Source organism: Kitasatospora sp. NPDC096140 (assembly GCF_040303045.1).
Lineage (GTDB): Bacteria > Actinomycetota > Actinomycetes > Streptomycetales > Streptomycetaceae > Kitasatospora.
Genome location: NZ_JBEOUW010000010.1, coordinates 213,603 through 237,547, shown reverse-complemented (window position 1 = coordinate 237,547; position 23,945 = coordinate 213,603). Strand labels below are relative to the sequence as shown.

Below are 23,945 nucleotides of genomic sequence, written 5' to 3'. Positions count from 1 at the left end.
GCCGACGGTGCGGGTGGGGGGCGGTAATGGCGGTTGCACCGGTCGGATGACGTGCGCGGACGGCCCTCGGCGGGTGTTCCGGCGCGCGCCGCTCGGGGCGGCGATCAGCGGGTTTGTTGTCATGGCCGCGAAGAGATGGGGGCGAAGCGACCCCCCGAAGGCCGAAATTCACCCCTGCGAGTGACAACTGTTCCGCGGTGGCCGAGTTATCCACAGGATTTCGGAAGTCACTGGCCCGGATTTCTCCTGAAGTGCACGCTCAAGGCGCACCGGTCGATTCCGTACGGTGCATCGGCGAGAACGGAGAGTGTGCCGTGAACGAGGCCCATGTGACGGTGGTCGGCAATGTCGCGACGGAGGTGAGCTACGGGGAAACCGCCGGCGGGGTGCCGATGGCCAACTTCCGGCTCGGCTGCACCGAGCGCCGGTACGACCGGCAGCGCGAGTGCTGGGTGGACGGCGAGACGCAGTGGGTGACGGTGACGGCCTGGCGGGCGCTGGCGGTGAACCTGATCGGCTCGCTGGCCAAGGGCGATCCGGTGCTGGTGAGCGGTCGACTGCGGGTGCGGGAGTGGGCGGAGGGGGAGGCGAAACGCAGCCGGGCCGAGATCGACGCCCGATCGGTCGGACACGACCTCACCCGCGGTACCTCGGCGTTCCGTTGGGCGACCGGGGCGCGCGGGCAGCCCCCGGGTGGCGCGGGGCGGGCCGGGCCGGAGGGCGGGGGCGAGTCGGTGCCGGAGTGGATCGTGAGCGCACTGGAGGCGCGCAGGGCCGCTGCGGTCGCCCCGGCGCCCGGTCCGCGGGCGTTGCCGGCGGGCGCGCGGCCGCCGACAGGCGGGCAGGGCGAGGCGTCCGAGCGGGAGTCGGGGGTGGCGGATCGGGGTGACTGATGGGGTGACTGATCGGGTGCCGAACTGACCGGTCGGTGACCCTACTCTGTCGACAAATATGTTGATCGAGAAGGTTGTTGCGCCCGCACGCGCAATCCGACCGGATAACGGAAAGTCGGGTGAGAATTTTCTGGCCGACCGTCAGCTTGTGTGGATCCTGAGAGGGTTGATAACGATACAGATACGGAATCGTCCTGATTTCGCATGGGGGTTTCGGGGCCTCTGGGGGTCAATAGGATTCGTCAGGTTCATACCCGCAGCAGTGCCACACCGGGCACGCGCGGCACGGCAAGTCGGCAGGCTGCCCCCATTGGGTGCGGCCTGTCCCGGAGGGATCCCAGATGTTCCAGAGGCAGGGGCGGAGTCTGTCCCGGATAACCACTGTCATGCTCACGACCAGCTTGGCGCTGGGCGGAGGCCTGTTCGCGGCCGGTGCGGCGGTCGCGGCCGACACCCCGGGTGCGGGTGTGACCGCCGTGGTGCAGAACACCATGCTCGGCGAGAAGATCAACGTCGAGGGCGAGGGCACCGTCGACGGCGGTCTCTTCACCCTCAAGACCGCCGACGGTGAGCTGCAGACGTACTGCATCGACTTCGGCTTCCCGGTGGACATCCGGAAGAAGATCCAGTACCAGGAGTCCGACTGGGCCTCCAGCTCCCTCGGCGACAAGAACAAGGTCGAGGCCGCCGCCAAGATCCGCTGGATCCTGGAGAACTCCTACCCGCAGGTCAAGGACCTCACGGCGCTCGCCAAGGCCGCCGGTGCGGCCGCCCTGAGCCCCGAGGCCGCCGCCGCGGGCACCCAGGCCGCGATCTGGAAGTACTCGGACAACAAGAACGCCGTCCCGCAGGACGAGAACGCCAAGAAGCTGCGCGACTACCTGACCGGCGCCGCCAACAAGGGCATCGCCGCGGAGCCCAAGCCGTCGCTGACCCTCAGCCCGGACTCGGTCTCCGGCAAGTCCGGCGCCAAGCTCGGCCCGTTCACGCTGAACTCCAGCGCCTCCGAGGTGAAGCTGGCCGTCAGCGGCGACGCCGCCGACAAGGTCAAGCTGCTGGACAAGGACAACAAGCCGGTCGGCGCCTCGCTCGCCGGTCCGATCGCCAAGGACACCCAGCTGTTCCTGGACGTGCCGGCCGGCACCCCGGACGGCTCGGTCACGGTGAACGCCAGCGCCTCCACCGTGGTGCCCAGCGGCCGTGTCTTCCTCAGCAAGGGCTACACCCGTGAGGAGCACAGCCAGACCATGATCCTGGCCGGCTCCTCCAAGCTCAACGTCGCCGACGCCGCCAAGGCCACCTGGAAGCAGGGCAAGGGCGCGCTGATCGACAGCACCGCCAAGGTCGAGTGCGCCAACGGCGGCGTGCGCGTCTCCGTCACCAACGGTGGCGACGAGGCCGGCACCGTCACGGTCGGCAAGCAGCAGCTGACCGTCCAGCCGGGCAAGACCGAGAGCGTGCTCGTCCAGGTCGCCGAGAAGACCGGTTACGACATCACCGTCACCGGCCCGAACGGCTACAGCCGCGAGTTCAAGGGCGTCCTGGACTGCAAGACCGGCACCGGCACCACGCCGACCCCCGGCCCGTCCACCCCGGCCCCGTCGGGCACCCCGACCGGCACCCCGTCGGGCACCCCGAGCACCGGCGCCGGCCACCCGACCCCGGCCCCGACCAGCACCGCCCCGGGCACCGGTGGCCTGGCCCAGACCGGTGCCAATGACTCGACCCCGATCCTCGCCGCCGTCGCCGGTGGCCTGGTCGTGGCCGGTGGCGCCGCCGTCTTCGTCCTGCGCCGCCGCGGCCGCCACGGTCGCACCACCGCCTGACCCGCTCCACGGGCCCCGAGGCGATGACCGCCTGAGGCCCTGAGACAGAGAGGCCCGGCCCCCCGCTCGCTGCGGGGGGCCGGGCCTTTGTGCCGACAGGGGCCGACAGGGCCCGAAGACCGCCCGGGGATACCCCCGAGGGGCACCCCGGCGGTTCGGGGCCCGCGGCCGGGTGCGGCACAATGGAACGCTGCAAGCCGAATACTCCCGACGACGCCGGAGCGATCTCACGTGGCGGAATACATCTACACGATGCGCAAGGTGCGCAAGGCTCACGGAGACAAGGTCATCCTTGACGACGTGACGCTCAGCTTCCTCCCCGGAGCGAAGATCGGCGTCGTGGGCCCCAACGGTGCCGGTAAGTCCACCGTGCTGAAGATGATGGCCGGCCTGGAGCAGCCCTCCAACGGCGACGCCTTCCTGTCGCCCGGCTTCACCGTCGGCATGCTGCTCCAGGAGCCGCCGCTGGACGAGTCCAAGACCGTTCTGGAGAACGTCGAGGACGGTGTCAAGGAGATCAAGGGGAAGCTCAACCGCTTCAACGAGATCGCCGAGCTGATGGCGACCGACTACTCGGACGCGCTGCTGGACGAGATGGGCAAGCTCCAGGAGGACCTGGACCACGCCGAGGCCTGGGACCTGGACGCCCAGCTGGAGCAGGCCATGGACGCCCTGGGCTGCCCGCCCGGCGAGTGGCCGGTCACCAAGCTCTCCGGTGGTGAGAAGCGCCGCGTCGCGCTCTGCAAGCTGCTGCTGGAGGCCCCCGACCTGCTGCTGCTCGACGAGCCCACCAACCACCTGGACGCCGAGTCGGTGAACTGGCTGGAGCAGCACCTGGAGAAGTACAAGGGCACCGTCGTGGCCGTCACCCACGACCGGTACTTCCTCGACAACGTCGCCGAGTGGATCCTGGAGCTCGACCGCGGCCGCGCCTACCCGTACGAGGGCAACTACTCCACGTACCTGGAGACCAAGCAGTCGCGTCTGAAGGTCGAGGGCCAGAAGGACGCGAAGCGCGCCAAGCGCCTCAAGGAAGAGCTGGAGTGGGTCCGCTCCAACGCCAAGGGCCGCCAGGCGAAGTCCAAGGCCCGTCTGGCCCGCTACGAGGAGATGGCGGCCGAGGCCGACAAGATGCGGAAGCTGGACTTCGAGGAGATCCAGATCCCGCCGGGCCCGCGTCTGGGCAGCGTCGTCATCGAGGTCGAGAAGCTCAACAAGGCCTTCGGCGAGAAGGTCCTGATCGACGACCTCAGCTTCACCCTGCCGCGCAACGGCATCGTCGGCATCATCGGCCCGAACGGCGCCGGCAAGACCACCCTGTTCAAGATGCTCCAGGACCTGGAGACCCCGGACAGCGGCACGGTCAAGGTCGGCGAGACCGTCAAGATCAGCTACGTCGACCAGAGCCGCGCCAACATCGACCCGAAGAAGACCCTCTGGGAGGTCGTCTCCGACGGTCTGGACTGGATCAACGTCGGCCAGGTCGAGATGCCGTCCCGCGCCTACGTGTCGGCCTTCGGCTTCAAGGGCCCGGACCAGCAGAAGCCGGCCGGCGTGCTCTCCGGCGGTGAGCGCAACCGCCTGAACCTGGCGCTCACCCTCAAGCAGGGCGGCAACCTGCTGCTCCTCGACGAGCCCACCAACGACCTCGACGTCGAGACGCTCTCCTCGCTGGAGAACGCCCTGCTGGAGTTCCCCGGCTGCGCCGTGGTCATCTCCCACGACCGTTGGTTCCTGGACCGAGTGGCCACCCACATCCTCGCCTACGAGGGCGAGAGCAAGTGGTTCTGGTTCGAGGGCAACTTCGAGTCCTACGAGAAGAACAAGATCGAGCGGCTCGGCGCCGACGCCGCCCGTCCGCACCGGGCCACGTACAAGAAGCTGACCCGAGGCTGACACCCAGTCGACACAACGGCCCGGCAGACTGCCCTCCGGGGCGGCCTGCCGGGCCGCGGCCCGTCGCCACCGCCCGTCGCCTCCGAGGGGACGGCGGCGGCGGGCGACCGGAACCGAGGAGAACACCCGTGGCCCGCCACATCTACGCCTGCCCACTGCGCTGGTCCGACATGGACGCCTTCGGACACGTCAACAACGTGGTCTTCCTGCGCTACCTGGAGGAGGCCCGGATCGACTTCATGTTCACCCAGGCCGCCGCGGCCGGCGCCGGGGAGTTCGCGGGCGGCTCGGTGGTGGCGCGCCACGAGATCGACTACAAGCGCCCGCTGGTGCACCGGCCGCACCCGGTCACCGTCGAAACCTGGGTGACGAAGATCGGCGGCGCCTCGCTGACCGTCTCGTACGAGATCAAGGACGTCGCCGAGGACGGCACCGACGTCGTGTACGTCCGGGCGTCCACCGTGGTGGTCCCCTACGACCTGGCCGAGGGCCGGCCGCGCCGGATCTCGCCCGTGGAGCGGGAGTTCCTCGGCCGCTTCATGGACGGGGCCGCCGCCGACGAAAAGGCCGCGGCCGTTCCCGCCGCCGTCTGACCGCCACGTGATGATTCGAGCTGAGCTGCGTTGACCGTCACCGCCCGCCTCGCCCTGACCGACGCCGGGGAGGCCGCCGACCTCTCCGCCTTCCTGCTGCGCCTGCTGCGCTTCGACAAGGCGGCGGCCGTCCGCCTGCAGGCGGTGGGGCCCGGCGCCGACGACGGCGTGCTGGCGGTCTTCGGACGGCTGCCGCTGGGCGGTTCGGGCGCGCTGGCGATCCGCACCGCGCGGCTGGGCGGCCTCGACGAGCCGGTGGACCTGACCGTCTCGGCGGGGCAGCTGCTGGACGGCGTGGACGCCGAGGAGGGCACCGTCGCGCTGCCCGCGCCGGTGACCGGCCCGGCCTGGGCCGGGCTGCTGCCGCCGCGCACCGGCTGGCGGCCGGTCGGAGCCCCGCCGGTGGCCGAGGTCTACCCCGAACTCATGGCCGGGGTGGGGGAGTTCCGCGAGCGCAGCGAGGCCGTGCCGACGCACCACCGCACCCGTGCGGTGCTGGACGCGCTGGCCGACGAGATCTGGTCCCGCCCGGTGTCCGCGCTGCCGGAGCTGCCGCTGCGGGCGGTGCACGCCGCGTACGTGATGGGCTTCCTGAAGCCCGGCGCCCCGCTGTCCGTGCACCGGGCGGGCGGCTGGCTGCGGTTGAGCGCCCCGGCGGGCTCGGTGGCGGTGCGTACCGTGGCCGCGCCGGGCGCGGGTCTCGGGCTCAGCCCGATCGGCTAGCGCGGGCCGGCCGGTCACAAACCCGGCGGGCCGGCGGGCCGGCGGGCCAACGGGCCAGTGGGTCAACGGCAAAGCAGGCCAACAGGCCGGCGCGGCCATCAGCCCGCCGGCCCGTCGGGGTGGCTCAGCCCTCGGTGTTGATCATCGAGGCCGCGGCGTAGGCCAGGTACTCCAGCAACTGCCGCTCGTGGTCGGCCGGCAGTTCCAGGCTCGCGACGGCCGCCCGCATGTGTTTCAGCCAGGCGTCGTGGGCCGCGCGGTCGACCTTGAACGGCGCGTGCCGCATCCGCAATCGCGGGTGCCCGCGCCGGTCGCTGTAGGTGCGCGGGCCGCCCCAGTACTGCATCAGGAACAGCGCCATGCGCTCCTCGGCCGGGCCGAGGTCGTCCTCGGGGTACATCGGCCGCAACAGCTCGTCCTCGGCGATGCCCTCGTAGAACCGGTGGGCCAGACGTCGGAAGGTCGGCTCACCGCCGACCTGGTCGTAGAAGGTCTCCTCGCTCAACGTGCCTCGCCGGATCTCTCTCACCCGACCATGGTCGCAGACGCCGACGGGGTCGTACACCAGGACCAAAGGCGTGGGTCCCGGGGCGTACGACCCCGTCGGGCTCGACCGTCAGCGGTGGACGGCCGGAACGGTCGGACGCATCAGGCGTCTTCCCACTTGAAGAGCTTCCAGGCGACGCCGGTCAGCACCGCCGCGAAGAGCAGCAGGCCGCCCATGGTCGGCAGGGCGTCCATGACGCCGCCGCCGCGGGTCAGCACCGACTTGGCGGATTCGACCAGGTAGTGCAGCGGCATGACCTTGGAGACGGTCTGCAGCCAGCCCGGAGCGCCGTCCAGCGGGAAGAAGGAACCGGACAGGAACGACATCGGCAGCACGATGACCTGCGAGATGCCGTTGGCCGCCTCCTCGGTCTTGGCGACCGAGCCGGCCAGCAGGCCGATCGACATGAAGGCGAGCGTCGCGCAGGCCACCAGCGGGATGATCAGCCACCAGTTCCCGGTGAGCTTGAGCCCGAAGAAGCTCGTGGCGACCACCAGGAAGACCGCGCTCTGCAGGAGCGCGGTCAGCAGCGAGACCACGACCCGGGAGCTGACGACCGTGCCCGCGCTGATCGGGGCCAGCCGCAGCCGGCGCAGCACCTTGGTCTTGCGCCAGTTGACCAGCGTCAGCGCGGCGCCGAACACCGCGCCGGTGGCGACGGCCCAGCCGAGCAGGCCGGGGGTGAGGAACTGGATCGGCTTGAGCGACTTGTCCTCGACCTGCTGGGCGTCCAGCACGTAGGCCGGGGGCTGCCCGGTGGCCGCCTGGTTGGCGCTCTGGACCACCGAGTTGAGGATGCCCTGGAGCGCGCCGGCCCGGACGGTGTCGGAGGCGCTGTAGCGCAGCTGGACCTTGCCGTCGGGGCCCTGCTCGATCATCGCGTCGAAGTCGCCCTTGCGGACCTTCTCCAGCGTGGCCGACTCGTCGTCGGTCCGGGTGATCGTGAGGACCTCGTTCAGCCCCGCTCGGGCGTCGCCCTGCATCGAGTCGAACAGCTTCACCGCGCCGACCTGCGCCACCTTGGCGTGCGGGCTGCCGGAGCCCTTGGTCACGGTGCCGAAGAAGACCAGGAACACCAGCGGGAAGAGCAGGATGAAGAAGGTCGCGGTGCGGTCGCGCTTCATGCCGAGCAGCATCGCGCGGGACAGGCTCCAGAACGCGCTGACCCGCTCCCGCTCGCCGGCGGCGGAGACCGGACCGCCCCGCTGCGCGGGGACCTTCGGTTCGGTCGGGGTGGTGGCGGTCATGCGCGGAACTCCCGTCCGGTCAGCTGGAGGAAGACGTCCTCCAGGGTGGCGCCGCGCACTTCGAGGCCGCGCAGCGCGTTCTGCTCGGCCAGGACGCTGAGCACCGGGGCCGGAAGGCGGGTGGAGACGGAGAGCGAGACGGTGTCGTCCTCCAGGTTGGCGATGTCGGCGCCGGCCGCGGTCAGCAGTTCGCGGGCGCGGTCGACCGGCAGCTGGCCGGAGGCCACGCTGATCCGGACGGTGTCGTCGATCTCGCGGATCAGCGCCGCCGGGGCGCCGGTGTGCAGGATCTTCCCGTGGTCCATGATCGAGACCCGGTCGCAGAGCACCTCGGCCTCGTCCAGGTAGTGCGTGGTGAGCACGACCGTGCGGCCCTCGGCGTTGATGTCGCGCAGGAGGTCCCAGAGGTTGCGCCGGGCCTGCGGGTCCAGACCGGTGGTGGGCTCGTCCAGGAAGACGAGCTCCGGGTCGTGGGCCAGTGCGCAGGCGATGGACAGGCGCTGGGCCTGGCCGCCGGACATCTGGTCGGTCAGGGTCTCGGCCTTGTCGGCCAGACCGACCCGCTCCAGCATCGCATCGGCCCGCTTGGGGCCGACCCCGTAGAACGACGCGAAGGTGCGGATGGTCTCCCGGGCCGTCAGTTTGCGGAAGAAGGCGGAGGCCTGGAACTGCACGCCGATGCGCGGCAGCAGTTTCGGATTGCGCGGCCAGGGAGCCATCCCCAGCAGCTCGACCCGGCCCTCGTCCGGTTCCCGGACGCCTTCCAGGATCTCCATGGTGGTGGTCTTCCCGGCGCCGTTGGGGCCCAGGATCCCGTAGAACTCGCCGGCCTCGACGGTGAAGGAAACCCCGTCGACGGCCTGCACATCCCCGTACCGCTGACGGATGCCGTCGGCGGATATAGCTGCAGTCATGTGCCCTGAGAATAGGGGTTCCGGAGAGCCCTGTGCACACCGGGGAGCGGGATTTGCGGATCCTTTGAGGAACGGGGAACGACGGCCGGGCCGGGCGGAGAGTCGAATTCCGCCCGGCCCGGCCGGAGTTGTCGCTGACGGACCCTCAGGGTGGCGTCAGGCGCGGTGCACCGTGATGGTCGTCCAGGCGCCGACGTGGATCCGGTCGCCGTCGTTCAGCGGCACCGCGGTGTGCGGGGCGATCGGCTCCGCGCCGCCGTTCACCGTGGTGCCGTTGGTCGAGTCCTGGTCCACCAGGACCCAGCTGCCGTCCGCCTGTTCGGCGAGCAGCGCGTGCTGGTGCGAGGCGCCTGGGTCCTCCGGCGGCACGGACAGGTCGATCTCCGGCACCGTGCCCCGGTGCTGGCTGCGCCGACCGATCCGCAGCTGGCCGCGGCCGGTCAGCGGGATCCGGCGCTCGGGGCAGTACGGCGGGAAGAACAGGCCGGCCGCCTCGGGGCCGCTGCGGGCCATCATGTCGGTGAAGTAGTCCCGGTCGGCCGAGACCACGGCGATCCAGGTGGTCCGCACCGGCTCGGCGGGGGCGGCCTCCTGCTGGGCCTGCTGCGGCGGGGCCAGGTGGAACGAGGTGCCGAAGTCGCCGCCGCGGTTGTTCGGGCCGGGGCCGGCCGGCTGGGCGTACACCGGGCCGGAGTCCTCGCGCACCGGGGCCTCGGGGAACGCGCCCTCCGGTGCGGGCACCTCGTGCCCGACGGCGGGCGGGTAGCCGTAGGTGTGCGGCTGCGCCGGGGCCTGCGGCTGGTGCGGGACGGGCGGGGCGACGGCGGCCTGCGGGGCGGCCGGGGGCTGCTCGTGCGGCGCCCGGCCGTACGGGTCCTGCGGCTGCTGCGGGGCGCCGCCGTACGCCGCCGGGATGTTCAGCGGCGGCGGCTGGGCCGGCCCGGGCGCGGGTGCGCCGACGGCCGGGGGCTGGCGGCGCGAGGGGGTGGAGAGGTCGTAGTCGTAGCCGCACTCCTCGCAGAACCGGCCGGTCTGGGGGCTGCGGCAGATCGGGCAGACCACCAGGCCCTCGGTGAGGCCCTGCGGTGCCGCGGGCGGCGGGACCGCCCCGGGCGGGGGGTAGGCGCCGGGAGCCGCGGGCCCGGGCGGCGGGTACGCGCCGGGGGCCACGGACCCGGGCGGCGGGTAGGCACCCGGCGGCGGGTAGGCCCCGGGCGGCGGGGGCACGGCCCCCGGCGGCATCGGCGGCGGGAGCGGCGGCGCACCGAAGGACGCGCCGCCGTGCTGCGGGTGCCCGGCGGGTGCGCCGGGCGCGGGGTCGGCGCCGGGCGCCCCCGGGTAGGCCCCGTGGGCGCCCGGGGTCGGGGCCGGCGGGGTCATGGGGAAGCCGCAGAAGTCGCACCAGTCCTCGGCCTGCGACTCGTGGCCCCTCGGGCAGATCGGCATCAGGTCCCCCTCGTTTCGGGCCGGCTGGGTGCGGCGTCGCGCCGGGGTGCCGGCCCGGTCACGTCTTCAGCGGTCACTTCTTCACACGTACCGTCTTGGTCGACCGGGTCTCAAGGGTCATCGAGTCGGCCTCGCTCACGTTCTTACGGAACCGAACGGTACCCTCCTTCGGGTCCACCACGTCCACCACCTTCTGCAGCAGCTTGTAGGTGCCCTCGTTCCCGGCCGCGTGTGCGATCCGGACGGCGGCGCCCAGCTTGGCGGTCGCGGTGTCGACGTCGCCGGCGCGGTGGGCCTCCAGGCCCTCCTGGATGGAGGAGGCGAGCTCGGCCTGCCCGGTGTAGTGGGCGACCTGCGGGCTGATCCGGGTGGAGGAGGCCAGGTCGTCCGTCCACACCGCCTTGACCAGGCCCTGGCTGAGCACCTCGGGGGTGCCGCCGCCGACCTGCGGGGGCAGCACCAGGCTGATCCGGGCGGCGAGCATCTCGTTGCCGATGGAGGCGGCCGGGACCTCGACGCAGACGTGGTAGTCGCGGCTCTCGTCGCCCCAGGAGCCGGTGGGGTAGTCGCCGGCCCGGGGCCCGGCCTCGGCGCGACGGGCGGTCAGGTCCTCGACCGCGGGGGCGACCTGCTTGACGAACTTCACCGCGGCGTTGGCCGGGGTCCAGATCCGCAGCGAGACGTCGGCGACCTGCTTGCCCATCGCGCCGGTCATCATCGAGCGGAAGTCCTCGGCCAGGCCCGAGGGCTCGGCGACGATGTCGACGGTGCCGAGCAGCGCCGAGGAGATCTTGCGCAGCTCGTCGATCCGCCAGTCGGTGCCCACGCCGCGGCAGTCGGCGGTGAAGTGTCCGGTGACCCGCTCGATGTTGCGGGCCAGGTCCTCGGCCGACTCGTGCTCGTTGTTGCCGTCGGTGAGCAGGATGGCGTGCCGGATGGCGATGTCGGTGCGGGTGAGGAACAGCTTGTCGGCCTTGGCGAGCCAGGTGCCCATGGCGGTGCCGCCGGCGGCGGTGAGGCGGCGCAGCGCCTCCTTGGCCTGCTCGCGGGTGCCGGGCGAGGCGGTGGCCAGGGTGCCGTCGCCGGGGTAGATGTCCTTGGCCTCGTGGGTGCCGGCGACCACGGCGAAGGCGGTGCCGTCGCGCAGCGCGTCGATGGCGGCGGCGGTGGCCTCCCGGGCGCCGTTGATCTTGGTCTTGGGGTAGTCCATCGAGCCCGAGCAGTCCACCAGGATCACCACGGCGGCGCCGGCCCCGGCCCCGGCCGGCCCGGCGTCGGTGATCCCGAGCGGGCGGCCGCCGGAGGTGCCGCCACCGGTCGCGGTGACGGTGACGATGGCGTTGACCTCGCGGGCGCCGTCGGCCAGGTACTCGTTCTGGAAGATCTCCACGTCGAACCTGGGCAGGTTCGGCTTAGCCAGTGTTGCCATGGGGCGGTCGGCTCCCGTCGGGTGAGGGGTGGATGCGATCAGGACGGTGGGGCGGTCCGCCGGCCGGGCCGGCGGACCGTGGCGCCGTCCTGACCGGGCGTCCGGCGGACGCCCGGTCAGGCCGTCGGCGGGTGCGGCGGTTGCGGCGGGACGGGCGGTGCCACCGGCGGCGCGACCGGCGCGGCGGGCGGTGCCGGCGGAACGGCCGGGGGAACCGCCGGGGGTGCGGGCGGGGCCGGCGGTGCCGGGGGCAGCGGGGCGGCGGGCGAGCCGATCACCGGGATGTCCGGCAGGGTCGGCTCGTGGTCCTCGTCCTCCTCCGGTGCCGGTCGCGGCGTGATCACGGGCAGGTCCAGCGCCGTGGGGGTCTCCTCGACCTCCTCGACCCGGACGGCCGGCGGGTCGATCGGCAGCACGGCGACGGTGATGTTGTCGTGGCCGCCGGCGGCGACCGCGAACTTCACCAGGGTCTGCGCCGTCGCGAGCGGCTCGGTGCGGGCGTCCGGCCGGACGTAGTAGGCCAGGTCGGTGGCCGCCTCGGCGTAGTTCCACAGGCCGTCGGTGCAGATCAGCACCACCCCGGGGACGTGCGGGGTGAATTCGAGGGTGTGCGGCACGACCTCCTCGGCGTCGGCGCCGAGCCAGCCGGTGATGGCGTGCGCGCGCGGGTCGGCGTACGCCTCGGCCTCGCCCATCAGCCCGGCCTCGACCATCCGGGCCGCCCAGGAGTCGTCCTGGGTGAGCCGGAACGGCTCGGCGGCGGCGCGGTCGTCCGGGATCCAGTACGCCCGGGTGTCGCCGACCCAGCCGATGGTGACCCGGCCGCCCGCCGCTATCGCGCTGACGTAGGTGCAGGCGGGTGCGTTGAGGTCGGGGCGGACCGGGCCGGCGCCGTCGGTCGCCAGGTCGGCGACGGCCTTGGCGGCGTCGGCGATGGCCGTGCGCATCGCCTCGTTCGGGTCCCGGCCGGCCTCCAGCGAGGTCAGCAGTGACTCGGAGGCGGAGTCGACGGCGGTCGCCGAGGCCTCGTCCGGCCGGTCGGAGGAGGAGACGCCGTCGCACACCACGGCGACCACGACCGGCTCGCCGCCGGGCAGCGAACTCGCGGCGACGGTGAAGCTGTCCTCGTTGCGGTGGTGGCGCAGGCCGCGGTCGCTGACCCCGGCGACGCCGGCGAGGGCCTTCTCCATGTGGTCGCGCGGGCGCGGCTGGGCGCCGCCGCAGCCCTCGCAGTAGCCGTCCGCGGTGACCTGCGGCTGCCCGCAGTGCACGCAGACCGGCCCGCGCTGCTGCGGTACGGCCTCACCCCGGGCGGCGGCCCAGCCCGCGGGCATCGCGCCCGGGGCCGTCCGGCCGTCCCGGTCGGCCCCGCAGGAGCCGCAGTAGGCGTCCTCCGGGTCCATCGGCTCGGAACAGCTCGGGCACTCGGTCTGCTGCGGCATCGGCTACACCCACGTCCTGGGACGGGCACGGTTGGCCCGCTCCACCATCTCGATCCTGGTCTCGGCCCGGTCGGCCAACCGGGCGAGTACCCGGTAGGACTGTTCCAGGGCGAATCGCAGTTCCCGTTCCTGTACGGGACGTCCCAGTACCTCCAGGCCGGCGGCCGGCGGGGCCCCCGCCGACCCGGCGCCGACCCAGCCGAGGGCCGCGCCGAGCACCTCGACGGAGAGCTCCTCGCGGCGGCGGTCGTCCAGCCGCAGCGCGGTCAGCTGCGCCGAGCTCGCGCCGAGGTCGGCCGCCAGCTCGTCGGTGGCGGGTCGCTCGCGCAGCCGGGCGCGGACGGCGGCGATCCGGGCGGCGGTGTACTGGCTGGAGGTGGCCGGCACCGACTCCAGGACGTGGACCGCGCCGGTCCGGTCGTCCCCGCCCAGCCGGACCCGGGCCAGCCCGAAGGCGGCGCTCAGGTAGGCGTGGTCGGTGGCCCACACCAGCCGGTAGAACTCGGCCGCGTCGCCGCCGTCGCCGAGCAGTTCGGCGCAGATGGCGAGGGCCAGCTTGGGTGCGGCCTCGCCGGGGAAGGCGTCGTAGACCGCGTCGAAGGCCTCGGCGGCGGCCCGCAGGGAGGGCTCGCCACCGTCGTCGGCGGCCCCCACCAGGGCGGTGAGGCCGCGGTACCAGACCACCCGCCAGTCGTCCGGGTGGTCCTTCTCCAGCGCGTCGAGGCGGGTCACGGCGTCGTCGTGGCGGCCGAGTTCGAGCAGGGCGCGCAGCTCGCGCAGCCGGCTCTCGACCGAGACGGCGGGGGCGCCGGCCAGGGCGACCAGCGCCTCCTCGGGGTCGGGGGAGAGCAGGGTGGCGAGGAAGCCGGCGTTGGGGTCCCCGGGGTCGACCCGGGGGATGGGCAGCGCGAGGGCGGCGGCGGCCGGGTCCAGCGAGGCCACCCGGAGCTGCCCGGCCTGCTCGGTGGGCAGCACCAGTTCGGTGTCCACGACGCGCAGTTCGGGGCCGAACAGGGTGGACAGCGCGGGGTAGGGCCGGTCGTTCTGGAGGGCCAGGATCTCCCGCAGCACGCCGGTCAGCTGGTCGGCCATCTCCTCGGCGGAGGCGAAGCGGCGGGCCGGGTCCGGGTCGGTGGCGCGGACCAGCAGGCGGTAGTACGACTCGTACCGGGCGAAGGCCTCGACGTCCTCCGGGCCGGGCAGCGAGTCGCGGAAGGTGGTGCTGTAGCCCTGGAAGTCGAAGGTGAGCACCGCGAGGGTGCGGGCCACGGTGTACAGGTCCGAGGCGGGGGAGGGGCCGTGGGTGGCGATCTCCGGCGCCTGGTAGCCGACGGTGCCGTAGATCGGGCCGTCGTGGTCGAGCCGGCAGACCGCGCCCATGTCGATGATCTTGAGCGCGTCGCCGCTCTGGATCACGTTGTCGATCTTGAAGTCGCAGTAGATCAGGCCCCGGCTGTGCAGGTACCCGAGCGCCGGCAGCGCCTCCAGCGCGTACGCGATCGCCACCTCCACCGGCAGCGGCTCGCGCCGGTTGTCCGGGGTGCGGCGCTCGTTGGCGATGTCCTTGAGCGACTTGCCGCCGACGTACTCCATGACGATGTAGCCGTCGGTGGAACCGGACCTCGGATCCGGGTGCTCGGCGAAGTTGATGATCCGGACGATGTTCGGGTGGTCCACCTCGGCCAGGAAGCGGCGCTCGGCGACGGCCGCGGCCAGCGCGTCCTCGTCGCCGGTGTTCAGCAGGCCCTTGAGGACGACCCACTTGTCGTTGACCCGGCGGTCTATCGCCAGGTAGATCCAGCCCAGGCCGCCGTGCGCCAGGCAGCCGACCACCTCGTACTGCCCGCCGACCAGGTCGCCGCGGCGCAGCTTGGGCGTGAAGGAGTACGGCGTGCCGCACTTGGTGCAGAAGCCCTCCGGGCGGCCGGGGCGGCCGTTCTTCTCCCGGCCCACCGGCGCCTCGCACTTGGCGCAGTAGCGCTTGCGCTCGGGCACCTCGGGATCGACCAGCACCGCCAGCGACGGGTCGGCCGTCGCCACCGTCGGCACGGTGACCAGACCGGCGCCCAGCCGGTTGCGGGTGCCCGCGCTGACGCTGCCGCGGGTGGAGCGCACCGAGACCGAGCGGCTGGAGCCGGTGCGGGTCGAGCGGTGCGAGCGGGAGCGGCCCGACATCGAGCGGGCCGAGCCGGTGCGGGCCGACAGCGAGCGGACCGAGCCGCTGCGGGCGGAGTCCGCGCCGACCCGCGCGGACGGGACGTAGGGCTGCGTGACGCCGGTGTCGCCGGCGGGCGGCGTGAGGCCGCACTCGTCGCAGTAGCCGTCCGCGTCGATGGTGCCCGAGCAGTCCCGCGGGCAGGGCGAGCCGGGGCCGGCGGCGTCCGGCGGCGAGGCCGCCCCCTCACCCGCCGGGGCGGGCGCGGACGTTCCCGCCGGGGCGACCGTCGAGGTCCCCGCCGGGGCGACCGTCGAGGTCCCCGCCGGGGCCAGCCCGCACTCGTCGCAGTAACCGTCGGCGTCGATGCTGCCGCTGCCGGAGCACTCCGGCCGTACGCACGTTTCGCCCATCACCCTCAGCCCCCCTGAACCTGTCCGTCGACCGGCGCCTGGCCGGTCGCTTCCTGACCCTGTGCCGCCTCGGTCTGGGCGGGCCGCAGTGACTGCTGGAACCGGGCCACCGCGGCCGCCGCCGCCCGCAGGTCGCACGGCGCGCTCCACAGCAGCCAGCGCGCCTTCTCGTAGCGCTCGATCACTTCCGGGTCCTCGGAGACCCTCAGCCGGGCCGCCATCGCCTTGTAGGCGTCCAGCCGGCCGCGCAGCTCGGCCCGGACGGCCAGCGGCTGGGTCACCTCGGTGAGCGACTGCCGGGCCCGGGTCAACTCCTTGGCGGCGGCGTCCTCCAGCGTGTCCAGCAGCGGCGCCAGCCGGCCCCACTGCCCGGCCTGGCGCAGCTCCAGCGCCGCGACGATCCGCTCGCGCAGCGCCGAGGCCGGGCCGGGCACCGCCGGGACGTCGCTGGCCGCTATCTTCGCCAGCACCTCGCCGCGCGCCCGGCGGGCCTCGGCCAGGGTGGCGTCGGCCCGCTGGAGCAGGTCGCCGACGCCCTGCAGCCGCTCCTCGGCCTCGTCGCGCAGCCGCAGCAGGTCCTCCAGCTCCAGCCGGACGCCGTCCAGCGCCCGCCCGGCCCGGTCGAACCGCTCGGTGTCCACCACCCCGACCGGGCCGGCGAAGGCCGACTCCTCCGGCACCGTGCCGCGCTGGGCCGGCACCCGGGCCGGGCGCCACAGCGCCAGCGGGTCCCCGTGCACCTCGGTGCGCAGCTCGACGAGGTCCTTCTCGATCGCGGCCAGGTCGTCGCCCAGCGGGTGGCTGCCGGCCCGCACGCCGAGCGAGCCGGCCAGCGTCCGCACCCGGTGGAGCTCGGCCAGCAGCAGGTCGATCCGGGTCGGCAGCGCCGACCAGACCGCGTCGGCGGCGCTGACCACCTCCAGCACGGTGGCGTACCAGGAGTTCATCCGGGCCATCAGCGCGTCCAGGCTGATCCGCTCGACCAGCTTGGCGGGCGCGCCGAGCAGCTGCGGCCCGTCCGGCACCGCGCCGCCCGGGACGGTCACCGCGTCGCCGGTCAACAGCTCGCTCAGCTCGGCGAGTTCGGGCGCGCCGGGCTTGGCCTTGCGGGCCCGTACGGCGCGCGCCGAGGCCAGCGCCTCGGAGTAGCGGTCGAACAGCGCCCAGAGCAGCGGCAGGCCCTTCCCGGCGACCGACCAGCGTTCCAGGGTGCGCCCGGTCAGCTCGGCGCCGTCCAGCAGCCGCAGGCCCGGGTGGTCCTGCAGGGCGAGCAGGGCCGACTCGACCGCGTCCCGCTCCGCGCCGAGGCGCGCCAGCGCGCGGTCCACCTCCTCCCGGCTCAGTACCGGGCCAGCCGATGCCGCCACCGCGGTGTCCTTCCTTCCTCGCGCGCGATCCCGCCACGTGTGACGTGCGGTCCCGCGACAACCCCCGTGTCCACCACCGGTCTCCCCGCGGTGATCGTCCCGAACCCTAGCCGGTGACCGTTCGGGCCGGACGGGCGCGGGGCGTCAAGACGGCGTCAACGCCCCGGCCCGCCGGTCCGGCCGGTTCCCCGGTGCGGTGCCTCAGTGCGTGCCCGGCCAGTAGTGGTCGGCCTCGTTGAGCATGTACGGCTTGAGCCAGTGTTCGTACGAACGGGCCCAGTCGCCGCGCGCGTAGTAGTCGGCCAGCACCTGGTTGACCCGGGCGGTCAGGTCCGGGCTCTCCTTCAGCATGGCGACGCCGATCACCTCCGGCTGCGCCTCGCCGTCCACGATCCGCACGGTCTGGTCCTGGGCGGCCTGACCGGCCGCCAGGCCGTTGTCGGTCATGGTGGCGTCGACCTTGCCGAGCTGCATCAGCACCAGGCAGTCCAGCTGGTTCTCCTGGGTGACGATCCGCCCGGCGGTCTTCTTGTCCTTGACCACGTTCAGGGCGGTGGAGCCGTCGGCGGCGCAGACCGTCCTGCCGTCGATCGCGTCGTCGATGTTCTTCGCCGGGGAGGCCTTCGGCACCAGGACGCGCTGGCTGATGTTGAAGTACGGCTTGGAGAAGGCGACGTCCTCCATCCGCTTGCAGTTGATCGTCATGGTGCGGACGATCAGGTCGACCCGGCCCTTCTTGATGGCGTCGATCCGGTCTGCGGTCGCCACCGGCTTGAGCACGACCTTGTCCGGGTCGCCCATGATGGCGGTGCCGATCGCCCGGGCGAGGTCGATGTCGAAGCCCTCGATCTGGCCGGTGTTCGGATTGCGGGCGCCCCAGCGGTAGCTGTTCTGGTCGACGCCTATGACCAGGCTGCGCTTGGCCTTGACGGCCTTCACGGCGGGGCCGTCCTCGGTGCTCGGCGGCACGCTCTTGTAGACGTCGCAGTCGGCCTGGTCCTGCTGCGCCTGCTGTCCCTGCTGGGCGGCGGTCCCGGCGGTGGTGCCGGCCGCGGCGGTCGGTGCGGCGCCGACCGGGCCGCCCCCGGCGAGCACGGCGGACCCGGCCGCGAGCAGCGCCACGGCGGCGGCCGACCTGGTCCGTGACCACGAGCGTGACCACGAGCGTGATCCGGTGCGTGCGGTTGTCCTGCGCATCTGTCCGTTCCCCCTTGCCGGTTACCGGTACTCGGCCAGTCGTCGGCCCAGGCCCCGCAGCGCGGCGGCCGCGGCCACCAGGCCGAGCAGCGCGGCCGCGACGGCGGCGGTGCGGAGGTCCCCGCCGGTGCCCTTCGCGGACTGCGCGAACCGGTTCTGCTCGATGTCGGCGGCCCGGGCGAGCGCCCGGTCGGTGGTGCTGAAGAAGGCGTCGGCGGTGGGCGTGCCGGCGGTGGCCGTCACGGTCGCGTCCAGGGCGCCCTGGTAGTCGGCGTCGTCGACCTCCAGCTTCCGGGCCTTGTCGTGCTGCTGGTGCCACTGGTCGAACTGCGTCACCGCGTCCTGGATGCTCTGCTCGGCCGCCGCGGGCGCGAGCCGGGCGGCCTCCGGGAGCGAGCCGACGCGCCGCTCCAGCGGGATGTCCGCGGACGCGACGCTGTCCAGGTGCTCGGTGGCCTTGTTCCACTGGTCGGCGTACTTGGTGGTGGAGCCGCGGGCGACGAGGTGCAGGTTCTCCGCCAGCCGGGCGGTCAGCACGTCGACCCGGGCGTAGTTGAGCGCCCGCAGCGGGGTGGCGCCCTCGCTGTCGCTGCGCTTCAGGGCCGCGTCGGTGGTCAGCGCGGTGACGGTCAGCCAGAGCGCGCCGGCCAGCACGGCGGCGGTGGCGCCCAGCAGCCCGATGTTGAACACCCGGTTGGTGCGGCGGAACAGCGTCAGCTGCACCTGGACCAGCGCCGCCAGGGTCACCAGCGCCAGGCCGTACGCCCCCCACGGCACCGACTTGGCGGCGGCGTAGTCCTTCGCCAGCTCCTCGTTCTCGGCAGCGGCCAGCTCGGCGGCGGCCGGCAGCAGCACGGTCTGCATCTGCTCGGAGGCGTACCGCAGGTAGGCGCCACCGAGCGGGATGCCCTGCCGGTTGTCGGCCCGGGCGGTCTCCACCAGGCCCGCGTACGAGGGGAGTTGCTGGTTCAGCCGGGCGAGCGAACCCTGCGCGGGGGAGGTCGAGGTGGTCCGGGCGGCGGCCTCGGCGACCAGCTTGGCGGCCGTGGCGAGGTCCTGCTCGTAGCGGTCCCGGACGTCCTTGGGCTCGGTGCCGGCCAGCAGGAAGCCGCTCGCCGCGGTGGTCGCGGCATCGGCCAGGTTGCGGTGGATCTCGGCGGCGTCCCGGCTGAGCGGTTGGCTGTACGAGACCACCCGGTCGGCGGCCTGCGCCCTGGTCTCCAACTGCCAGGCGGTGAGCCCGCCGAACGCCACGGTGAGCGTCGCCAGCACCACCCCGGCCAGCCGCAGCCGGCCGGGCGCCGTCCGGCCGGCCTGCGCGAGCCGGGCGCGGACGCCGGTGGCGACCACCGTCCGGGGGCGCCGGGCGGGTGGTCCGCCGGGTGCTCCGGCGGGTGCCCGGCCGGGTGCCCGGCCGGGTGCAGTGCCGGGGCCGGCCGCCGGGGGGCCGCCGGGACCCACGAGCACCGACGTGCCCGTCGCGGCCCGTGCTCCCGGTGGCCGGGCCGGGATCGCGGCCCCCGGTGCGCCGTTGCCTTCTGGTGTCGCCACCCGCCTCATCCTCCCCTGGAGCCGGGCCCGTTCGCCGGGGCCCGGCCGATGGCAGCAGTATGGCCGTGACTCCCCCCGGCCACACCCGACTTGCGCCGATTTTGAGCATGTCGTGCACGGTTCCCGCACGCCTCCGTACGGCTCGGGCACGCGGCCCGCACGCCCGCGGTGGCGGGCGGCCGTCGCCCGCGGTGCCGCTCGCGGTGTCGTCCGGTCGGCGTTCGTGCCGTCGCCCGCACGGAGAGGTGGCGAACCCTCCGACGCCACCCGCACCCCGAGCGGTTCCCCCGACCGGGCGGAGCGCGGGGGTCCGTTCGTGGGCGCGCGCTCCCCGGTGCGGCACCCCCTCGCTCCGTACGATGGGCACATGCGCCTGCTTGGAACGATCTCGCCCGACCGCCCGCTGCTCGTCGTCGCCGTGCGCGAGGAGGCCGCCCACCTGGACGGCCGACTGCCCGTGCTGCTCACCGGGATCGGGAAGGTCAACGCCACCGCCGCCCTGGCCACCGTCCTCGCCGGGGGCGAGAAGCCCTCCGAGGTGATCAACCTCGGCACGGCCGGTGCGCTGCGTCCCGGCTGGGAGGGCACCCACCACGTGGTCCAGGTGATCCAGCACGACCTCGACACCGCAGCCCTGCAGGCGCTCACCGGGCGTCAGTACGGCGCCCCGCTGGTGATCGGCAAGGGCGACGGCCCGGTGCTCGCCACCGGCGACCTGTTCGTCTCCGACCCGGCCGCCCGTGACCGGCTCGCCGAGCACGCCGACCTGGTCGACATGGAGGGCTACGCGATCGCCACCGTCGCCCACCGGGCCGGCGTCCCGGTGCGGCTGGTCAAGCACGTCAGCGACGAGGCCGGGGCCGGAGCCGTGCACACCTGGCAGGAGTCGGTCGACGACTGTGCCCGGCACCTCGCCGACTGGGTGGCCGCGCAGGGCTGGTGACGGCCACTCATATTCCGTTCCCCGGCGGACGGGCGGTGGCTAGGGTGGCGCGGTGACCGACAACACCGACAACACCGCGCAGGCCGAGCCCGCCGCGCACGCCGAGCCCGCCGCGCACGCCGAGGCCGCTGACCGCACCGGCGGCACCGAAGGCATCGAGGGCACCGAGGGCACCGGGAACGCCGCCCCGGGCGCCGCGCCGAGCAAACTCTCCGACACCCGGCCGCCGAGCGCGAACGCGGACGAGCCCACCACGCTGCTCGCCTTCCTCGACTACCTGCGCGGGGCGGTGCTCGCCAAGGTCGACGGGCTCTCCGACGAGGACGCCCGCCGCCCCGGCGTGCCCTCCGGCACCAGCCTGCTGTGGCTGGTGCGGCACCTGACCGTGGTCGAGCACAACTGGTTCGCGTGGGCCTACCAGGGCGTCGGCGAGAAGCCCCGGGACTCCGAAGAGAACCTGCTGGACGACGCGACCGTGGCCGCCGCGGTCGCCGCGTACCGCGACGCGATCGCGCGCTCCAACGCGGTGGCGGCCGCCGCCCCGGACCTCGACCGGCCGGGCGTGCGCTCGCTGCGGCCGGACGCGGCCGAGGGGCCGTCGCTGCGGTGGGTGCTGGTCCACATGATCGAGGAGACCGGTCGGCACGCCGGCCACGCGGACATCATCCGCGAGCAGCTGGACGGCGCGGTCGGGCGCTGAGGACGCTCCGGGAGTGGACGGGGGGTGGGAGGCGCTGGCCCTCCCACCCCTTCGCCGTCCTGCTGTCTGCTCGCCGTCCTACCGCTGCTCGCCGTCCTGGTGCGCCCCGCCGTCCCGGCGGTCCCGGCGGTCCTCGCCGTCCCGGCGGTCCCGGAACTGCGAGAGGTCCAGCGCGGCCAGCCGCTCGGGGTCGGTGAGCACGTCGATCGCGACGATCGCGCCGTCCGCCACGGTGAACGCCATGATCGACAGAGCCCGGCCGTTGTCGCCGATCACCACGGCGCCCGCGGTGCCGTTGACCAGCGCCGGGCGGGCGAACGGCGACAGCGTGCCCCAGAGGACGGCCTGGCCGGCCACCGTGGCGGCGCCCGAGAGCACCACCGTGTGCCGGGCCATCGCCGCCCCGCCGTCCGAACGCAGCACCACGTCCGGGTCGAGCACGGCGACCAGGGCGTCGAGGTCCCCGTTGCGGGCGGCGGCGAAGAAGGCGTCCACGGCCAGCCGCTGGCGGCCGAGGTCAGGGTCGGGCACGGGCGCCTGCCCCTGCACCTTGCGGCGGGCCCGGCTGGCCAGCTGCCGGGTCGCGGCCGCCGACTTCTCGATCAGCGGGGCGATCTCGTCGAACGGCACGGAGAACAGGTCGTGCAGCACGAAGGCGACCCGCTCGGCCGGCGACAGCGACTCCATCACCACCATCATCGCCAGGCCGACCGAATCCGCGAGCATCACCTCCTGCTCGGGGTCCACCACGCCCTCACGCCGCAGCAGCGGGTCCGGGATGCGCGGCGGGCCCGGCTCACCGCCCGGACCGGCGGGCTCCAGCGGCTCCTCACGGCGCTGGGCGCGGGCGCGCAGCAGGTTCAGGCACACCCGTGACACCACCGTCGTCAGCCAGCCGCCGAGGTTCTCCACCCCGGCGGTGTCGGTGCGGTCGTACCGCAGCCAGGCCTCCTGCAGGGCGTCCTCGGCCTCGCTGATCGAGCCGAGCATCCGGTAGGCGACCGCGCGCAGGTGCGGGCGCTGCTCCTCGAAGAGCGCGGTCCGGGCAGATGTCTCGTCCACCGCGTCGTCCACGTGTCACATTCCTTCGTCGCCGGGGGTCAGGGCAGCAGGAGCCACCCAACAACGGCTGCGGCGGGGAGATCAACTCCCCGCCCCGGACGAATCGGAGAACGATTGTGACGAGCAATCCCGTCAATCCCGTCCTGGTCACCGGAGGCACCGGCACGCTCGGCCGGCACGTCGTGCCGCTGCTGTGCGCGGCCGGTCGGCCGGTGCGCGTGCTCAGCCGCCGCCGGCGTGCCGCCGCCGACGGCGTGACCTACGCGCGCGGCGACCTCCTCGGAGACCCGGCCGAGGCGGCCGTCCGGCTGGACGAGGCGCTGACCGGCGTGGACACCGTGCTGCACCTCGCGGGCGGCCCGAAGGGCGACGACACCGCCACCGCGGTGCTGGTCGCGGCCGCCCGGCGGGCGGGCGTGCGGCACCTGGTGTACATCTCGGTGATCGGCGCGGACCGGATCCCGCTCGGCTACTTCCGGGCCAAGCTCGCCGCCGAGGAGGCGGTCGCCGGCTCGGGCCTGCCGTACACCGTGCTGCGGGCCGCGCAGTTCCACGACCTGGCGTTCACCGTCGTCGAGAAGATGGCGAAGCTGCCGGTCGTCCCGGCCCCCGGCGGCGTCCGCTGGCAGCCCGTGGACGTGCGCGAGGTCGCCGCCCGGATGGTCGAGCTGGCGCTCGACGAGCCCGCCGGGGCGGTGCCCGACCTGGCCGGTCCCACGGTGTACGAGATGCGCGAGCTGACCCGGCGGTACCTGGAGGCCCGCGGCCGCGGCCGGCGGCAGCTGCCGGTGCGGGTGCCGGGGAAGGTCGGGCGCGCCTACCGGGCCGGGGAGAACCTGGCCCGGCCGGGGGCGGAGCACGGGCGGCGGACCTGGGAGGAGTACCTGGCGCAGCGGCTGGCGGCCTGAGCCCCGCCGGACCGGGGCCGGTGGGGCCGGCTCCGGTCGGCCCGGGTCCTGGCCTGGTCCCGGTCGGCCTGGTCCTGGCCTGGTCCCGGCGCCTGGTCCCGAGGCCCGGTTCCGGTCGGCCTGAGTTCCTGTCAGCGGTACGCCGTAGGGTGGCCGCCATGTCCCTCCTCGACGCGATCCGCGCCAACCCCGCCGCCGCCGACTACCTGGCCTGGCCGGGCGAGTTCGACCCCTCCCGTTGGTACGAGCACGTCGAGGCGGTGGTGCTCGCCTCCGGTGAGGCCCTGGAACCGGTGGCCAAGGACGGCGCGGGCGGCACCTACTTCCTCTGCGGCGAGGGCGGCGAGGAACGGCCCGTGCTCTTCGCCGACTCCGAGGGCGGCGCCGCCCTGCTGGCCGTCGGGGTGCCGGAGCTGGTCCGGCTGCTGCTCGCCGTGCCGTGGTGGCGGGACTGCCGGCGGCTGACCGTGGAGGAGAGCGCGGAAGCGGCCGAGGAGTACCTGGAGGACGAGCCCGGCCACTACGCCGACCGGGACGCGGCCGCCGCCGCCCTCGGCCTGGAAGTCCCCTCCGAGGCCGAGGCGTTGGCCCGGCTGCGGGAGGTCGCGCTCGGCCTCGGGGCGTCGTACGTGCTGCTCAACGCCGAGGAGGGGAACGCGTACCGGCTGCTGATCAGGGACTAGCCACCCGGGC

At 73.8% G+C, this 23,945-nt stretch carries 20 protein-coding genes; 9 read left to right on the top strand and 11 right to left on the bottom strand.

Going from position 1 to position 23,945, the window contains the following annotated elements; all coding sequences use genetic code 11:
- Positions 1 to 314: 314 nt before the first annotated feature.
- From ABT048_RS13435 to ABT048_RS13415, 5 genes are all read left to right on the top strand, one after another.
- Entirely contained in the window at positions 315 to 893 is a 579-nt protein-coding gene (locus ABT048_RS13435) for a single-stranded DNA-binding protein (protein ID WP_350521496.1), read from the top strand.
- Positions 894 to 1,279: 386 nt separating this feature from the next.
- Positions 1,280 to 2,719 carry a Cys-Gln thioester bond-forming surface protein gene (locus ABT048_RS13430; RefSeq protein WP_350521495.1) on the top strand — a complete coding sequence of 480 codons (1,440 nt, stop codon included), beginning with the start codon at positions 1,280 to 1,282 and terminating at the stop codon, positions 2,717 to 2,719.
- A 231-nt stretch (positions 2,720 to 2,950) separates the two neighbouring features.
- Positions 2,951 to 4,615 (top strand): energy-dependent translational throttle protein EttA, encoded by a 1,665-nt coding sequence (ettA, locus tag ABT048_RS13425; RefSeq protein ID WP_350521494.1) that lies wholly within the window; start codon positions 2,951 to 2,953, stop codon positions 4,613 to 4,615.
- Between the two features lie 128 nt (positions 4,616 to 4,743).
- Positions 4,744 to 5,208 carry an acyl-CoA thioesterase gene (locus ABT048_RS13420; RefSeq protein ID WP_350521493.1) on the top strand — a complete coding sequence of 155 codons (465 nt, stop codon included), beginning with the start codon at positions 4,744 to 4,746 and terminating at the stop codon, positions 5,206 to 5,208.
- A gap of 30 nt (positions 5,209 to 5,238) precedes the next feature.
- Entirely contained in the window at positions 5,239 to 5,931 is a 693-nt protein-coding gene (locus ABT048_RS13415; protein ID WP_350521492.1) for a DUF8185 domain-containing protein, read from the top strand.
- A gap of 124 nt (positions 5,932 to 6,055) precedes the next feature.
- Here ABT048_RS13415 and ABT048_RS13410 read toward each other — a convergent pair whose 3' ends face one another.
- The 10 genes from ABT048_RS13410 to ABT048_RS13365 form a co-directional block, all read right to left on the bottom strand.
- Positions 6,056 to 6,460 carry a globin gene (locus tag ABT048_RS13410; protein WP_350521491.1) on the bottom strand — a complete coding sequence of 135 codons (405 nt, stop codon included), beginning with the start codon at positions 6,458 to 6,460 and terminating at the stop codon, positions 6,056 to 6,058.
- Positions 6,461 to 6,579: 119 nt separating this feature from the next.
- Positions 6,580 to 7,725, bottom strand: coding sequence for an ABC transporter permease (locus ABT048_RS13405; protein ID WP_350521490.1), 1,146 nt, complete (start codon positions 7,723 to 7,725; stop codon positions 6,580 to 6,582).
- Positions 7,722 to 8,639, bottom strand: coding sequence for an ABC transporter ATP-binding protein (locus ABT048_RS13400; protein WP_350521489.1), 918 nt, complete (start codon positions 8,637 to 8,639; stop codon positions 7,722 to 7,724). The genes ABT048_RS13405 and ABT048_RS13400 overlap by 4 nt, the downstream gene beginning before the upstream one ends.
- A 156-nt stretch (positions 8,640 to 8,795) precedes the next feature.
- Positions 8,796 to 10,085 (bottom strand): FHA domain-containing protein, encoded by a 1,290-nt coding sequence (locus tag ABT048_RS13395; RefSeq protein WP_350521488.1) that lies wholly within the window; start codon positions 10,083 to 10,085, stop codon positions 8,796 to 8,798.
- A 73-nt stretch (positions 10,086 to 10,158) separates the two neighbouring features.
- Positions 10,159 to 11,514 (bottom strand): vWA domain-containing protein, encoded by a 1,356-nt coding sequence (locus tag ABT048_RS13390; RefSeq protein WP_350521487.1) that lies wholly within the window; start codon positions 11,512 to 11,514, stop codon positions 10,159 to 10,161.
- Between the two features lie 116 nt (positions 11,515 to 11,630).
- Positions 11,631 to 12,956, bottom strand: a complete 1,326-nt coding sequence (locus tag ABT048_RS13385) for a PP2C family protein-serine/threonine phosphatase (RefSeq protein WP_350521486.1) — start codon at positions 12,954 to 12,956, stop codon at positions 11,631 to 11,633.
- Between the two features lie 3 nt (positions 12,957 to 12,959).
- Positions 12,960 to 15,524 carry a serine/threonine-protein kinase gene (locus ABT048_RS13380; RefSeq protein ID WP_350521485.1) on the bottom strand — a complete coding sequence of 855 codons (2,565 nt, stop codon included), beginning with the start codon at positions 15,522 to 15,524 and terminating at the stop codon, positions 12,960 to 12,962.
- A gap of 5 nt (positions 15,525 to 15,529) precedes the next feature.
- On the bottom strand, positions 15,530 to 16,891 hold the full coding sequence (locus ABT048_RS13375) for a hypothetical protein (RefSeq protein WP_350521484.1): 1,362 nt from the start codon (positions 16,889 to 16,891) through the stop codon (positions 15,530 to 15,532).
- 201 nt (positions 16,892 to 17,092) lie between these two features.
- The gene (locus tag ABT048_RS13370; protein WP_350521483.1) at positions 17,093 to 18,013 is read right to left on the bottom strand and encodes a glutamate ABC transporter substrate-binding protein; all 921 of its coding nucleotides are present in this window, start codon (positions 18,011 to 18,013) and stop codon (positions 17,093 to 17,095) included.
- Positions 18,014 to 18,109: 96 nt separating this feature from the next.
- Positions 18,110 to 19,438, bottom strand: coding sequence for a GlnX family signal transduction membrane protein (locus tag ABT048_RS13365; protein ID WP_350521482.1), 1,329 nt, complete (start codon positions 19,436 to 19,438; stop codon positions 18,110 to 18,112).
- Positions 19,439 to 20,006: 568 nt separating this feature from the next.
- Here ABT048_RS13365 and ABT048_RS13360 point away from each other — a divergent pair.
- Positions 20,007 to 20,582, top strand: a complete 576-nt coding sequence (locus tag ABT048_RS13360) for a nucleosidase (RefSeq protein ID WP_350521481.1) — start codon at positions 20,007 to 20,009, stop codon at positions 20,580 to 20,582.
- Between the two features lie 52 nt (positions 20,583 to 20,634).
- Positions 20,635 to 21,282, top strand: coding sequence for a DinB family protein (locus ABT048_RS13355; protein WP_350521480.1), 648 nt, complete (start codon positions 20,635 to 20,637; stop codon positions 21,280 to 21,282).
- 78 nt (positions 21,283 to 21,360) lie between these two features.
- On the opposite strand, the gene ABT048_RS13350 is transcribed toward ABT048_RS13355, so the two are convergent.
- Complete coding sequence (locus tag ABT048_RS13350; protein ID WP_350521479.1) at positions 21,361 to 22,356, bottom strand: sigma-70 family RNA polymerase sigma factor; 996 nt, start codon at positions 22,354 to 22,356, stop codon at positions 21,361 to 21,363.
- A gap of 104 nt (positions 22,357 to 22,460) precedes the next feature.
- Between ABT048_RS13350 and ABT048_RS13345 the strand changes: the two genes are divergently transcribed.
- Both ABT048_RS13345 and ABT048_RS13340 read left to right on the top strand, forming a co-directional pair.
- On the top strand, positions 22,461 to 23,252 hold the full coding sequence (locus tag ABT048_RS13345) for an SDR family oxidoreductase (RefSeq protein ID WP_350521478.1): 792 nt from the start codon (positions 22,461 to 22,463) through the stop codon (positions 23,250 to 23,252).
- A gap of 158 nt (positions 23,253 to 23,410) precedes the next feature.
- Positions 23,411 to 23,935, top strand: a complete 525-nt coding sequence (locus ABT048_RS13340) for a hypothetical protein (protein WP_350521477.1) — start codon at positions 23,411 to 23,413, stop codon at positions 23,933 to 23,935.
- The last annotated feature ends 10 nt before the right edge of the window (positions 23,936 to 23,945 follow it).

Coding starts and splice junctions, on each gene's coding strand:
- ABT048_RS13405 (WP_350521490.1), bottom strand. CDS start 7,725: ATGACCGCCACCACCCCGACCGAACCGAAGGTCCCCGCGCAGCGGGGC.
- ABT048_RS13390 (WP_350521487.1), bottom strand. CDS start 11,514: ATGGCAACACTGGCTAAGCCGAACCTGCCCAGGTTCGACGTGGAGATC.
- ABT048_RS13380 (WP_350521485.1), bottom strand. CDS start 15,524: ATGGGCGAAACGTGCGTACGGCCGGAGTGCTCCGGCAGCGGCAGCATC.
- ABT048_RS13430 (WP_350521495.1), top strand. CDS start 1,280: ATGCTCACGACCAGCTTGGCGCTGGGCGGAGGCCTGTTCGCGGCCGGT.
- ABT048_RS13395 (WP_350521488.1), bottom strand. CDS start 10,085: ATGCCGATCTGCCCGAGGGGCCACGAGTCGCAGGCCGAGGACTGGTGC.
- ABT048_RS13385 (WP_350521486.1), bottom strand. CDS start 12,956: ATGCCGCAGCAGACCGAGTGCCCGAGCTGTTCCGAGCCGATGGACCCG.
- ABT048_RS13360 (WP_350521481.1), top strand. CDS start 20,007: ATGCGCCTGCTTGGAACGATCTCGCCCGACCGCCCGCTGCTCGTCGTC.
- ABT048_RS13340 (WP_350521477.1), top strand. CDS start 23,411: ATGTCCCTCCTCGACGCGATCCGCGCCAACCCCGCCGCCGCCGACTAC.
- ABT048_RS13400 (WP_350521489.1), bottom strand. CDS start 8,639: ATGACTGCAGCTATATCCGCCGACGGCATCCGTCAGCGGTACGGGGAT.